This window comes from Ornithinibacillus sp. 4-3, assembly GCF_040958695.1.
GTDB lineage: Bacteria > Bacillota > Bacilli > Bacillales > Amphibacillaceae > CALAMD01.
Genome location: NZ_CP162599.1, coordinates 1,345,821 through 1,359,851 on the forward strand (window position 1 = coordinate 1,345,821; position 14,031 = coordinate 1,359,851).

Sequence of the window (14,031 nt, forward strand, 5' to 3'; positions counted from 1 at the left end):
ACATCCTACGTGTAAAAATTAAAAAGGGTGTAATGAAGATGCGTGCAAAACACTTAGATTATGAGCAACTAGTTCATCATTATAAAGAAGAAATACTAAAAGATCATAAGCGGATTGAACAAATTGAAATGAAGTTTGAACAATCACATATGATCGAAGTACAGAATAAGCGGAATCAATATTTGAAGAAAGCAGAATAACAAGGTTTAAAGAATTCATTATATAGCTGTACAAAGAATATACGCAATTACAGGAAGAATTAACCCTGTTATTTATAGTGAAATAGAAATAAAGAGAGGTAAAAGGATTTGACAGTATGATAAATATATTTTTAATCCATTGGCAACATCTTAAAATGATGCTTTTACTATTCCCAAACGAAAAATATGTTTATTATATCTTATTGATTAGTTTGCTTCTTTTTATTTATTTTCTTAGTCAGTCGCTAATATTATTCTGCATCCAATTGAATCTCCAAAGGCTATTAAGCTTTTTAGCGAGTAGTTTGATACTCGTTTTATTGGTGATGCTCATTGTTCCTCATATGAACATGCCTGCTAATGATTCTATACAAGTCGCCGTCATCTTGATGGAAGTAATTATAGGATTCGGGCTTTGCATGATCCTATTTCATGGTGTCAAAAAACTACGGAAGAAAAAATGGTAGAAGATTAACAAGCAGCCGAATAAAAGATATATTCTTATTTATTCGGCTGCTTGTTATGCGTTGTTCTCTTTCGATTTCCATGAGATTTCGTAGGAGGCCATTCCATTTTACCAAGTGCGGAGGGAATATAATAATTGGGAGCTTTTTGTTTATTTGATTGATGTGTAGTATTTTTCTTTTTTTGTTCCCATCCGATATATCGATAAATGATTTTCTTAGCATAGGACAATGACATTTTTGTTTGTGGATTTCGATAATTTTGATCGATGGATCCTAAATGTTTTAATTCTTGAAAATCCTTTTTAGTTGGCAAGGTATGAAAATAATAATCGTCCACCTTTATAAGCAGGGTAGAATGCTGATTGCTTAATTTTGGATGCTCAGAAAAATGTAAGCCAATTCGTTTTGCTTTTTTTTCCTTTACAAGCTGCTCAATTGCTTTTTTCTTAATTTGATATAAATGCTGTGGCTGTGGCGCTGTCTTCGCATGGCGATTGATCGTATAGAGTGCTTGGGCAATTTCTTTAAGCGTTGTGTTGCCTTGCATACTTCTTTTCCTCCTTCATAATAATTGAACTTACGATAACATGGAGTGGTTGACTAATGAATAAACATGTAATTCAGGTTTACAAAAAAAGCGAAAAGGAAGTCGAGTTGTTCCAATACCACGATTCACATGGAGAATGAAGTCAGATGGTGAGAATGTGTATTTTCCATGGATGTAATTCTGTGCATAACTTGGAGTATATAAATGTCCAATAAAAGGAAGACGTACTTGTCCCCCATGACTATGTCCTGATAATTGTATATCTATAGGATAATCTATTGCTACGTCAGCCATATCAGGTTCATGGGCTAGGAGCATAATAAAGTTATCAGCTTGTGTATCTTGCATGGCATTTTTAACATCTGGTACACCAAGTATAGCATCATCAATACCAGCAACGATAATTTTGTCTTTTCCTTTTTCAATGACTTGATGTTCATTTAGTAATAATTGAAAGTCAGCCGCTTCCATTAAATCATGAATAATATTTGTTCCATATCCACCATGATCATGATTCCCATATACCCAATATTTCCCATAAGGAGCCTTTAATTGCTTTAAAATCTGAATTAATTGATCATGATTTTTATAAGTCTGTGGTTCATCAATTAAATCACCAGTAAATACAATCATATCTGGATTTTGTTTATTGATTGTCTCGACTAAATCACTAAGTTGTTCTAAGGAATAATGGAAACCAACGTGAGTATCAGAAAATTGAACGATTTTAAAGTATTGAAAGGAGGGAGGGATTTTCTTGGAATCGATAGTTTGCTTATTAATTTGAAGCATATTCGTCTCTAACTCTGAGGCATAATAGTAACCGCCAGTAGTTACACCTACTGTGGCAATGAATGCGCCTAACATTTTCTTTAAAAAAGAGCGACGATTCATGAAAATACTCACCTTCTTTATCTATAAAATAAAGCTTATACATTATGTTTTTAATGTTTTTTCTGTGCATATTTGAGATTATAAAAAAATCTGTGACATTAGAATCTGAACAAGGAAGAAAATTCTGATGAATAAAAATTTCCTTTCATATATTAAGTAAAATTATAACATGATTTTTAGATAACTAAAAAAGGAATTAGCTGGATTTATCTAAAAATGTTAAAGAAAATAGAAATTTGTCGAAAGGATTTATATGAAATAAAGAATTTTGAACAAAAATATATTATACTGCGAATCTGTACTCCTTTATCAGTAACTGTGGTAAACTATACTTATAGCATGTTAACTCCTTTTTAGGGATCCGCCTCCCAAAAAGTAATATGTTTCGAAAAGGAGAGTTATAAAATGAGTATGATTCGTGAAAAGAAAGAAATAGACGATATTATTGTTGATGATTTGATGATACCATCAGAAAAAGTAGCACATGTGCAGTTGAACAATCCTTTAGAGCATGCCTTGTTAGTTTTAGTAAAATCAGGATATTCGGCAGTACCAGTTCTTGATTCAACTTATAAATTAGTTGGAGTTATTGGTAAAACAGTTATTTTAAATCAGATTATTGGATTAGAAAGATTTGAAGTTGAAAAATTATCAGATATAACAGTCCAAGAAGTGATGGATGCTGATATTCCAAAACTAACAAGAAAAGACAGCTTTATTAATGGTTTAAAAGCAACGATTAATCATCCTTTTGTTTGTGTGGTAGATGATGAAGGTTATTTTGATGGCATATTAACAAGAAGGTCTATTTTAAAGCAGTTAAAGAGAGATTATTATTCATCAAGAAACAAAAATTAATATCTTAAGTATGTGTTCAAAAAGTTAAGTGAAGAGAGTAATTTGGTTTTGGGAATAGATGTTAGGTTCTTCCTTTTTACTAAACTTTTTGAACATCCTTTTATATGAATTGGAATGAAGGTATTCTAATTCAGTTATAAGTTAAGCTTTTAGACCCCTTGCCAAGAAATTGTCAAGGGCTTTTTCGTACATATATATTCAAGAGAATAATTTAAGAAATGTTGTGATAGATGTGGAAACAATGGCAGCAAAAGAGAAGCAAATGAAACGACCTCTTGTTTTATTTTCAGTTATGCTAGGTATGTTCTTATCAGCAATTGAAGGGACTATTGTAGCAACAGCCATACCTACGATTGTAGCAGATTTAGGTGGGTTTTCTTTATACAGCTGGGTGTTTTCCTCCTATTTGCTCACTAGTGCTGCTACTATCTTAGTTTTTGGAAAGCTTGCGGATATCTTCGGACGTAAACCAATTTTTATTATTGGTGTCATTATCTTTTTAATTGGTTCAACTCTGGCAGGGTTGAGTACATCCATGTTCATGCTTATTATTTCTCGATTTGTGCAAGGGGTAGGTGCAGGAGCTTTAATGCCAGTTGCAACAACGATAGTAGGAGATATTTATACGAAAAGTGAACGAGCAAAGATTCAAGGCTATTTATCAGCAGTTTGGGGTATTTCTGCTGTTTCAGGACCATTACTTGGAGGGCTTTTTGTTGATATCTTAAATTGGCGTTACGTGTTCTGGATGAATTTACCTCTAGGAATATTAGCAATGTTAGGGATCTGGTTCTTCTTACATGAGCAGATGGAGAATAAAGAGAAGAAACCAATTGATTACAGTGGAGCAATACTGGTAGTCGTTTGTGTCAGTACTCTAATGTATTTATTGGTAGAAGGCGGTATTGGAATCGATTGGAATTCGTTTATTGCATACATATTAATTAGTGTAACGTTTCTTTCTTTTGTATTATTTATGATTATTCAAAAGCGTGCTGAAGATCCAATGATGCCACTAATAATCTGGAAATCACGGATGGTTTCTGTTGCAAATATTGCCTCCTTAATCGCTGGTATGATTATTATTGGTGTTTCCAGTTATTTACCAGCCTTTGTTCAAGGAGTAATGGGATATTCTGCAACTGTTGCTGGATTTACGTTAACTGCTATGTCGATTGGTTGGCCAATTGCTGCAACTATTAGCGGCCGATTATTACTAAAGGTTGGATACCGAGTTACTTCAGTTTCGGGTGGGTTTTTCCTAATTATTGGAGGGCTATTATTTTTCCTGTTGACTCCAGAAAAGGGACCACTCTGGGCTGGAATAGGTTCATTCTTTATTGGGATAGGTATGGGATTAACAAATACCTCCTTTATTGTAGGAATACAAAATGCTGTTGGTTGGGAAATCCGCGGGATAGCTACAGCTTCCAATATGTTTATGCGATCATTAGGTAGTGCAATTGGTGCCGCTTATTTAGGCGGTTTATTGAATAAAGGAATATTAAAGCAAATTGAAAGTCATGGATTAGGGGGAGAATTAACTGTTGATTCCACTAATTTATTGCTTGATCCTAAAGAGAAAGTGAATTTATCTTCTGAGATTATAAATGTGCTAGAAAATGCATTAACTTCTGGCTTACATATTGTTTATTTAGGTATTTTTATCTTAGCTGTCATTGGATTTATTGTAATTTGCTTTATTCCAAAGAAAGAAATATAACTGTATATTTGTGTGAAAACTCGGATATGATTATAGAGGATGTTCAAAAAGCCCAATAAAAATGACGCAGCGAACAGAGGAACTTCGACTAAGTTCCGACATGTCCTGTGCCAAACGTCGAAGTCATTACAACACGCGCAAGTGAGTTACTCAAGCTACGCCGCCTTGACCCTTCAACGCACACGGTGCACTACGACATACAGGATGTACTAGTACAGATGTTGCTCTCGTGACGTTGCGAACTTAACCGATGATGGTCTTTTTTATCTTCTTTTTTGAACGCGCACTTATAGAGAATAGGGAACTTGTTACAGCATTTCGACAAGTGATGGGTTATTTTATATTAATTCTAAAATAGTATTGACTGGAATTAAAACTATCCATATAATTGTCTATGGACTATAAATAACGTAATAGTATTTGGAGGGTTTCAAATATGACAGAATTAAACACACAAGCAGTAAGAATGGTAGCTAAACAAGCACCACGTTTTGAAATGGAAGCAGTTATGCCAAATAAAGAATTTGGTAAAGTAAACTTAGAAGCAATCATGAAGGAAGACAAGTGGACTGTATTATTTTTCTATCCAATGGACTTTACTTTTGTATGTCCAACAGAAATTACAGCGATGTCTGACCGTTATGATGAATTTGAAGATTTAGATGCAGAAGTTATTGGTGTATCTACTGATACAATTCATACACATAAAGCATGGATTAATACTTCCCGTGAAGATAATGGATTAGGAGAGTTAAACTATCCATTAGCAGCTGATACAAACCATACCGTTTCTAAAGACTATGGTGTTCTAATTGAAGAAGAAGGAATTGCTCTACGTGGATTATTCATCATCAGTCCAGAAGGAGAGTTAATGTACCAAACTGTTTTCCATAACAATATTGGTAGAGACGTAGATGAAACTTTACGTGTATTACAAGCTCTTCAAACTGGTGGACTTTGCCCAGCTAACTGGAAGCCTGGACAAAAGACTCTTTAATTAATAGTTCTCCAATAAATATTAATTTTCAGGAGGTAACAAAAATGATGAAATTACGTGAACAAATGCCTGAATTAGATGGAGCAACTGTTTGGTATAATAGTGAACCAATTCAAAAATCAGATCTTATCGGAAATAAACCGACATTAATTCATTTTTGGTCTGTTAGCTGTGAGCTATGTAAAACAGCAATGCCAAATATTAATGAATTTAGAGATGAATACAAAGATGAATTAAATGTTATTGCTGTTCACATGCCCCGTTCTGAAAACGATCTTGATTTAGATCTTGTTCAGAAAGTTGCTGAAGAGCATGATATCACACAGCCAATTTTTGTTGATAGTGATCATGCATTAACAGATGCATTTAAAAACGAATATGTTCCAGCATATTATGTGTTTGACACAGAAGGTCAATTAAGACATTTCCAAGCTGGAGACGGCGGAATGAAAATGTTGACGAAGCGTGTAAACAGGGTGCTAGGAAAATAAATTATTAGCTAAAAACTTCTATGATTATTTAAGTCATAGAAGTTTTTTGTTTTATAGAAGAAGGTTAACCTTTATTTATATGGCTTATTGAATGAAGTTCACTTTACGTAGTAAAATAAGGTAAGATACATCTATAAGATAAAAAAGATTAGGAGAACAGGATATGAAAAAGGAATTTGCAGTCATTGGTCTAGGGAGATTTGGCAGCAGTCTTTGTAGAGAATTATGTATGGAAGGCATGGATGTATTAGCCATTGATTTAGATGAAGATAAAGTGAATGAATTTAGAAATATCGCATCTTATGCAGTTATTGCTGATTCGACAGATGAAACTACATTAAAAGAGCTTGGAATCAATAATATTGATCATGTTATTGTTTCAATTGGTGAAAATATTCAAGCAAGTATCCTAACTACTGTTATTTTAACAGAGCTAGGGGTAAAGAAAATTACAGTAAAAGCACAAAATGATTATCATGAGAAAATTTTAAAAAAGCTAGGTGCACATCAAGTAGTTCATCCTGAGCGAGATATGGGAAGAAGAATTGCTCATAGTATTATTTCCAACAATATACTAGACTATTTAGAGCTTTCTGAGGAGCACAGCATTATAGAGGTTATTGCTGGAAATAAAATGATTAATAAGACATTAGTGGATTTAGAAATTCGTGCTAAATATAATTGTAACGTGGTTGCTATTAAGCGTAACAATACAATCAATGTTTCTCCAGCAGCAGATTTGCAAATAGAGAAAAATGATATTCTAATTGTAATAGGGGCAGACAAAGATCTTTCCCGATTTGAAAAACGTTTAGTTATTGATGATGAGTAAATGGTTTTGTAAAATATTTTAACAGCTTTAGGTATAAGGGGAGAAGCTTAGTGTATAACTAGGCTTTTTTCAATTGCCTAGAGAGCCTATTTTAAGAAGTACTCAACTTATTCATGGACTATTATTGTAGTCGCAATTTCTATTTCTCTATTATCTATCTGGCTTGTCCATACTTGCAATAAATCATCTATTTCTAAGCCTTGAAAATCATTTATTTTACCTCTGAAATCGGTATTTTCATCTACAAATATCTCGTAAGCTGGATATTGTGCCGTAGGATCTGTGGCAGGAGGGGTGATCATAATACTGTTTTTCTTAATTTCATAAACAAACATATTGTGGTAATCAGCTTTTTTATAAGTGAGTTTCTGATTTTGATTCTGAATAAATATATTTTCTATTTTTATTTTATCTTGATTTAGCTTTTCTTGTTGATGAACACATCCCAAAAGTAACATAAGAAATAGAAGCATCCATAACCCTTTTTTCAAATGGAATCAACCCTTTCTATTTTGAGCTATAAGTTCATTATATTGGCATTTTAAGAAAATCCTAAAATGGGTCAATTTTTAATCGTCTCGCTTTTTCATAACTAAAAACACCTGCTAAAAGGATTTTTTAAAATCCATAAAGCAGGTGTTTTATTTTATACTTCCATAATGATTGGTAAAATCATTGGGCGTCGTTTTGTTTTTTCGTATAAGAATGGTGCAATTGTATCTGTTATTTCATTTTTAATTTCAGACCATTGCGATGTTTTACGTTCCATTACTTTTTTCAAGTGTGAGGATACAAGCTGTTGAGCTTCATTGATAAGATCTTCTGATTCTCTCATGTATACAAACCCACGTGAAATAATGTCTGGGCCTGAAGCAATTTTGAAATCTTCCATATCAATACTTACAATCACAATAACCAATCCTTCTTCAGACAGGATACGGCGATCTCTTAAGACGATATTACCGATATCACCAATACCACTACCATCTACATAAATAGAGCCAGAAGGAATTCTTCCAGAGATGGATGCATTATCTTTACCGATAGCTAATACGTCGCCATTGTCCATGATAAAGGAATTATCAAATGGGACATCACATGATGCAGCAAGCTTTGTATGCTCTTTTAGCATGCGGTATTCCCCATGGATCGGTACAAAATATTTTGGTTTCATAAGTCTTAGCATTAGTTTTTGTTCTTCTTGACTTCCATGTCCAGATGTATGAATCTTACTTGAGGAGCCTTGAATTACTTCTGCTCCAGCTCGTGTTAATTTATTAATAGTACGACTCACACTTACATTATTACCTGGAATAGGTGTGGATGAGAATACAACTGTATCTCCAGGAATAATTTGAATTTGGCGATGTGTTCCATTCGCAATTCGGGATAAAGCAGCCATTGGTTCACCTTGAGAGCCTGTACATAAAATAACAATATCCTCAGCAGGTGTACGGTTAATTTGGTTCGGCTCAATAAATGTATCTTTTGGTGCTTTAATATATCCAAGTTCTTGGCCAATAGTAATAGAAGATTCCATACTACGCCCAAAAATAGCGATCTTTCTATTGTTCTTAACGGCTGCTTCAACTACTTGTTGGAGTCGGTAGATGTTTGAAGCAAATGTAGCGAAAATAATTCGTCCATCTGTCTTTGCAAAAACATCGTTAATATTGCCACCAACCACTCGCTCAGATAATGAAAAACCAGGTACTTCAGCATTTGTACTATCAGATAGTAAGCATAAAACGCCTTCTTCACCAATTTGAGCCATTTTTGTTAAGTTGGCTGGTTCTCCAACCGGTGTAAAGTCAAATTTGAAATCTCCTGTATGAACAATATTTCCTTGAGGAGTTTTTACAACGATACCGTATGAGTCTGGGATACTATGTGTTGTACGGAAAAAGCTAACAGATGTTTTACGGAATTTGATAACATCATCTTCTTGTATTATGTTTAATTTTGCATTTTTTAATAAACCATGTTCGTCTAACTTATTTCTAATTAATCCAATCGCAAGTTTTCCACCATAAATGGGAATATTCAATTCACGAAGTAAATAAGGGATTCCTCCAATATGATCTTCATGTCCATGAGTAACAAAAAGTCCTTTGATTTTATCTTGATTTTGCACAAAGTAAGTATAGTCTGGGATTACGTAGTCAATACCAAGTAATTCATCTTCTGGAAATTTAATACCAGCATCAATGATGATAATCTCGTCTTGGAATTGAATGGCATACGTATTTTTCCCGATTTCGCCTAGACCACCGAGTGCAAAAATAGCAGCTTGATCATTTTTTACAAATTTCATGATTTATACTGTCTCCAATACAAACTGCTCAGATTGTTTTTCATATTCTAAATGGGCTTCGTTTAACTCTTGGATTAATTCAATATTATAGTTGCGATTAATTAGTTTTTTTCTTACATCTTTAACAGACCCTGCTTCTACGTAAATCGTTTTTGTACGTTCACGAACAGGAACTTCTATTAAGTCTTCTTGAAATAGTACTTTAAAAATCATTTCATCTCTCCTTGTTATATCTTTCACTTCGTACTTTTTATTTATTGCAATGGTGTAATTCCGTTTCCACCAATTAATTTCCGTAGCAAGTATCGTATCTATATAGTATCATTATTAAAAGTGATTGGTACTGTTAATGGTTATGGTAATCTTTTTTATATGTTGTTGGAACACTACCCCGGCCTAAAAAATCCTTCCAACGCTTTCTCAGCTTTTCCTTTAGGCGCTTTAACATAAAAATGCACGACTCCTTTCTTTATTTCTAAGAAAAGCAATAAAAAGTTTATACCGATCCAATCCATCTTACTTTCATTATAGTATTGTTTTAAAAATATTGAAACGAAAATATATACATTTAGTAAAAATCTTTTTTATTATACATACGAAAATGAAGTAAAGAATAAGCTTTTCTTCAGTAAGTTTCTTTATTTTTTACTTGGAATATTTTTTTATACATATATTCATTTAATACCAAAATTATAGAGGAGAATATGGGATGGAGAATAAAATTGTTTTTTTCGATATTGATGGAACACTATTAAATACAGAGAAAAAAATCCCACAAACAACGAAAGCATCCATTGAAGAATTAAAGAAGAATGGAGTACATGTAGTTATTGCCACAGGCAGACCTCCATTTATGTTTGAACAAATTCGTGAAGAATTAGAAATAGATTCTTATGTTAGTTTTAATGGTCAGCATGTTGTCTATAAAGGTGAAACAATCTATAAAAAGCCAATGAAGAAGCATGAAATTATTCATTTACACGAGGATACACTTCAAAGTAAAATTCCGATGGTTTATTTTAGTGAATCGGAAATGCGTGCAACAGTGGGAGAGCATCAATATATAAAAGAAGGATTAGGCAAATTAAAGTTTTATTATCCTGAAAAAGATGAACATTTTCCATTTAACGAATCCATTTATCAAGCGTTGATGTTTTGTGAGAAGGGGAAAGAGGATTCATTGATACAAAAGCATGCAAGCTTTTACTTTTTAAGATGGCACACTTATTCTATTGATATTTTACCGGTTGGTGGTACAAAAGCGATTGGAATTGAACATATGATGAAGGCAAGCGGATTAAATCATGCGGATAGCTATGCTTTTGGGGATGGTTTAAATGATTTAGAGATGCTTCAAGCAGTTGGTACTGGAGTTGCGATGGGAAATGCTAGAGATTCTTTAAAAACGATTGCTGATTTTGTAACAGACAGTTCGGATAATGATGGAATCTTTAAAGGGTTAAAGCAATTAAAATTGATTTAAATGTGGGAGAGCTTTTTTGTTAGTATGCCCAATTGCTGATAATATACGATAAAAATCGGAAGGCTAAAATAGTCCTTCCGATTTTGTATTTAGTTCTGCTTATTCGATTGCTATTGCATTTGCCGGTGGAGTGTAAGGAGATTTTTTATTAATATGATCATAAAACATAATTCCATTTAAATGATCTATTTCATGCTGAAATACTACTGCAGCATAACCTTTTAATCTTAATTTAATAGGTTCTCCATCAAGATTTATTGCCTTGACAGTGATACGAGCATATCGCGGAATATATCCTTCAACTTCTCGATCAACAGATAAACAGCCTTCTCCGGTGGTTAAATATGCTTGCTCCACAGAGTGGCTAATGATTTTGGGATTAATTAATCCATAGTTATATTTTTTACCATTATCATCCTCAAAATACACCGCAAACATTCTTTTATTAATGCCAAGCTGCGGAGCGGCTAAACCAACTCCTGAGCGTAAATCATATTCCTTTGATATTTCAGGGTCTTGACTATTTTTTAAGAAAGTCAGCATGTTTTGTAATAGTTCCACATCTTCTTCTGATGGTGGAAGAGGTACTTCAATAGCAGTTTTTCGTAAAGCAGGATGCCCCTCACGGACAATATCTTTCATTGTAATCATATATGCCACTCCTTGAATTTACATTGCTAAAAATACTTTAACACAAAACTAGAATAAAATGCTTGCAAATCATTTAGAAAATTAAGTTTTTCTTTAAATAAACATATAAAAAAACAAAAACGCTCAAAAGAATATTTTAGATAATATGTTGTTCCACATGGTATACTGTCTAAAAAAGAAATTAGCAGGATAGAGGGGAGCTATAAAGTTGTTTAAAAAGAGTTTTTTATTAATTATTCTTGCTTTCGTTTTTTTAGCAGGTTGTAGTGGAGATGGCATTGAAGAAGAAATGTATGTACATATGGAGAAATCTGTAGAGTTAGAAGAAGATTTTGAAAAGGTACAGGAAGAAATTAGTGAGTTAGAGAAGAAAGAGCAAGATATATATAGTGAGATTTTTGAAATAGCGATTATTCATTATGAAGAAATAAATGCCCTAGCTACAGAGGCGATTCAATTTATTGAGGAACGTGAGCAAAAGGTGTTGGAAGAACAAGCAAGTATTGAAGCTTCCTATGAGGAATTTATGAAGGTTGAATCCCTGATTTCAGACATTGAAGAAGAGGATGTAAAAGCCACTGCTGATGAATTGTTGGAAACAATGACTCAACGTTTTGATGCTTATGGCGAATTATTTGAAGCATATCAAGAGTCTATGGAACAAGAGAAGAAACTATATCAAATTTATCAAGAAGAGGATATTATTCAAGAAGAGATTTCCAATCAAGTAGCAGAAATGAACAACAGTTATACAAAGATTATGGAAGTAAATGAAAAATTTAATGAGTTAACAGATCAATTTAATGAGCTGAAACAAAAATTTTATGAACAAACTGATATTATCGTGCAATTTGAATAAGTAAAATATGAGTTGAATGAAACACTTGGAGATTAAGACAACTTGGAAGATTGCTTAGCTTTTATAGCGAAAATCCTTAGTTGAGCTTATGCAGGTAGAAAGTTTTAAATTTTTTACCTGTAAAACACCTTCAAGTGTTTTTTTTATGTAAATCATTCTTCTTTTAGGAATCACTGTACTTCCACAAAATTTTATTTGGTTATATTTCATCCAGCATAGAGTTTTTATAGCCTAGAAAAAACAGAATTACTTTTACTATTCAAAAAGTGTCGAGAGATCATTGATTTGAGGATTTCAACAATATAGCTGTCTGAATATAAAGCTGTATTAAGGAAATTGATACAGTTTTATGTTCAGAGTATAACAGATTACTGAGGTTTACAAATATGTCTTTTTAAAGTAAAATCAGTTAAAATGATTGACCAAAGTAGTATGCTTGATATAAAATTTAATCAAGTGGAAAATTGTACTATTGTTTTTTTCTATTCCTATATAACAGTTTTTATTGTCAGACAAAAATAAATAGATTACTAATATATTTATTTGGGTATTCCAATAATAGACGAACCCAAACATGGGAAGGATAGAAAGGAACACGAAATATGGTAAACGAAAGGTAGAGGTGACTGTTTTGAAACATGTACTGGAAACAATTGAAAGTCAGTTCGAAACGTTTCAAATTCTTAATGAAGAAGGAAAGATAGTAAATAAAGATTCAATGCCTGACCTGTCAGATGATGATTTAAAAGAATTAATGCGCAGAATGGTATATACAAGAGTATTGGATCAGCGTTCTATTGCATTAAACCGTCAAGGACGTCTAGGTTTTTATGCACCAACTGCTGGTCAAGAAGCATCTCAATTAGGTACGCAATTTGCATTAGAGAAAGAAGATTTCATTCTTCCTGGATATCGTGATGTACCACAGTTAATATGGCAAGGACTTCCTTTATATCAAGCATTTTTATTCTCCAAAGGACATTTCCATGGAAATCAAATGCCAGAAGGTCTGAATGCATTTAGTCCACAAATTATTATTGGTGCACAATATGTGCAAGCTGCTGGTGTTGCATTAGGTATGAAACTACGTGGTAGCAAGTCCGTAGCGATTACATACACTGGCGACGGTGGTACTTCTGAAGGAGACTTCTATGAAGGATTAAACTTTGCAGGTGCATATCAAGCTCCAGCAATTTTTGTTGTGCAAAACAACCGTTTTGCTATTTCTGTTCCAGTTGAAAAACAAACAGCTGCAAAAACATTAGCTCAAAAAGCGGTTGCTGCAGGTATGGAAGGATATCAAGTAGATGGAATGGACGTTCTAGCTGTATATGCGGTGACAAAACATGCGCGTGATAAAGCAATTAATGGTGGAGGTCCTACATTAATTGAAACACTAACATATCGTTATGGTCCCCATACAATGGCAGGAGATGACCCAACTCGTTATCGTACAGATGATCTTGATTCTGAATGGGAGAAAAAAGATCCAATTGTTCGTTTCCGTAAATTCTTAGAAAGCAAAAAGCTTTGGACAGAAGAAGAAGAAAATGAAGTAATTGAACAAGCAAAAGAGGATATTAAAGAAGCGATTAAGAAAGCAGACACATATCCAAAACAAAAAACAACAGATTTTATTTCTAATATGTTTGAAGAGCTCCCAAGTCATCTCAAAGAGCAATTTGAAGAATATAAAGCAAAGGAGTCGAAATAAT

The 14,031-nt window shown here is 33.2% G+C and carries 15 protein-coding genes; 9 read left to right on the forward strand and 6 right to left on the reverse strand.

The window, feature by feature from the left end; all coding sequences use genetic code 11:
* Window positions 1–38 precede the first annotated feature (38 nt).
* The gene (locus tag AB4Y30_RS06485; RefSeq protein WP_368654672.1) at window positions 39–200 is read left to right on the forward strand and encodes an FbpB family small basic protein; all 162 of its coding nucleotides are present in this window, start codon (window positions 39–41) and stop codon (window positions 198–200) included.
* A gap of 501 nt (window positions 201–701) precedes the next feature.
* Here AB4Y30_RS06485 and AB4Y30_RS06490 read toward each other — a convergent pair.
* Both AB4Y30_RS06490 and AB4Y30_RS06495 read right to left on the reverse strand, forming a co-directional pair.
* Entirely contained in the window at window positions 702–1,214 is a 513-nt protein-coding gene (locus AB4Y30_RS06490; RefSeq protein ID WP_368654673.1) for a YkyB family protein, read from the reverse strand.
* 30 nt (window positions 1,215–1,244) lie between these two features.
* A complete protein-coding gene (locus AB4Y30_RS06495) occupies window positions 1,245–2,108 on the reverse strand; it encodes a metallophosphoesterase (protein WP_368654674.1) in 864 nt (287 codons plus the stop codon).
* Between the two features lie 405 nt (window positions 2,109–2,513).
* On the opposite strand from AB4Y30_RS06495, the gene cbpB reads away from it, so the two are divergent.
* The 5 genes from cbpB to AB4Y30_RS06520 all read left to right on the forward strand — a co-directional run bounded on the left by cbpB (window position 2,514) and on the right by AB4Y30_RS06520 (window position 7,009).
* Complete coding sequence (gene cbpB / locus AB4Y30_RS06500; protein WP_368654675.1) at window positions 2,514–2,966, forward strand: cyclic-di-AMP-binding protein CbpB; 453 nt, start codon at window positions 2,514–2,516, stop codon at window positions 2,964–2,966.
* A 241-nt stretch (window positions 2,967–3,207) separates the two neighbouring features.
* Window positions 3,208–4,689 carry an MDR family MFS transporter gene (locus tag AB4Y30_RS06505; protein ID WP_368654676.1) on the forward strand — a complete coding sequence of 494 codons (1,482 nt, stop codon included), beginning with the start codon at window positions 3,208–3,210 and terminating at the stop codon, window positions 4,687–4,689.
* A 436-nt stretch (window positions 4,690–5,125) separates the two neighbouring features.
* A complete protein-coding gene (locus tag AB4Y30_RS06510) occupies window positions 5,126–5,686 on the forward strand; it encodes a peroxiredoxin (protein ID WP_368654677.1) in 561 nt (186 codons plus the stop codon).
* A gap of 47 nt (window positions 5,687–5,733) precedes the next feature.
* Window positions 5,734–6,177, forward strand: a complete 444-nt coding sequence (locus tag AB4Y30_RS06515; RefSeq protein WP_368655182.1) for a redoxin domain-containing protein — start codon at window positions 5,734–5,736, stop codon at window positions 6,175–6,177.
* A gap of 163 nt (window positions 6,178–6,340) precedes the next feature.
* Window positions 6,341–7,009, forward strand: a complete 669-nt coding sequence (locus tag AB4Y30_RS06520) for a TrkA family potassium uptake protein (RefSeq protein WP_368654678.1) — start codon at window positions 6,341–6,343, stop codon at window positions 7,007–7,009.
* A gap of 107 nt (window positions 7,010–7,116) precedes the next feature.
* On the opposite strand, the gene AB4Y30_RS06525 is transcribed toward AB4Y30_RS06520, so the two are convergent.
* The 3 genes from AB4Y30_RS06525 to AB4Y30_RS06535 form a co-directional block, all read right to left on the reverse strand.
* Entirely contained in the window at window positions 7,117–7,500 is a 384-nt protein-coding gene (locus AB4Y30_RS06525; protein ID WP_368654679.1) for a hypothetical protein, read from the reverse strand.
* 155 nt (window positions 7,501–7,655) lie between these two features.
* Window positions 7,656–9,323: a ribonuclease J1 gene (gene rnjA, locus AB4Y30_RS06530; RefSeq protein WP_368654680.1), complete on the reverse strand. Its 1,668-nt coding sequence runs from the start codon at window positions 9,321–9,323 to the stop codon at window positions 7,656–7,658.
* A gap of 3 nt (window positions 9,324–9,326) precedes the next feature.
* Entirely contained in the window at window positions 9,327–9,536 is a 210-nt protein-coding gene (locus tag AB4Y30_RS06535; protein ID WP_368654681.1) for a DNA-dependent RNA polymerase subunit epsilon, read from the reverse strand.
* A 496-nt stretch (window positions 9,537–10,032) separates the two neighbouring features.
* Between AB4Y30_RS06535 and AB4Y30_RS06540 the strand changes: the two genes are divergently transcribed.
* On the forward strand, window positions 10,033–10,806 hold the full coding sequence (locus tag AB4Y30_RS06540) for a Cof-type HAD-IIB family hydrolase (RefSeq protein WP_368654682.1): 774 nt from the start codon (window positions 10,033–10,035) through the stop codon (window positions 10,804–10,806).
* A 99-nt stretch (window positions 10,807–10,905) separates the two neighbouring features.
* Here AB4Y30_RS06540 and def read toward each other — a convergent pair whose 3' ends face one another.
* Window positions 10,906–11,457: a peptide deformylase gene (def, locus tag AB4Y30_RS06545; RefSeq protein WP_368654683.1), complete on the reverse strand. Its 552-nt coding sequence runs from the start codon at window positions 11,455–11,457 to the stop codon at window positions 10,906–10,908.
* A 208-nt stretch (window positions 11,458–11,665) separates the two neighbouring features.
* On the opposite strand from def, the gene AB4Y30_RS06550 reads away from it, so the two are divergent.
* Both AB4Y30_RS06550 and pdhA read left to right on the forward strand, forming a co-directional pair.
* Window positions 11,666–12,316 (forward strand): YkyA family protein, encoded by a 651-nt coding sequence (locus AB4Y30_RS06550; RefSeq protein ID WP_368654684.1) that lies wholly within the window; start codon window positions 11,666–11,668, stop codon window positions 12,314–12,316.
* Between the two features lie 631 nt (window positions 12,317–12,947).
* Window positions 12,948–14,030 carry a pyruvate dehydrogenase (acetyl-transferring) E1 component subunit alpha gene (gene pdhA / locus AB4Y30_RS06555; protein WP_368654685.1) on the forward strand — a complete coding sequence of 361 codons (1,083 nt, stop codon included), beginning with the start codon at window positions 12,948–12,950 and terminating at the stop codon, window positions 14,028–14,030.
* Window position 14,031 lies beyond the last annotated feature (1 nt).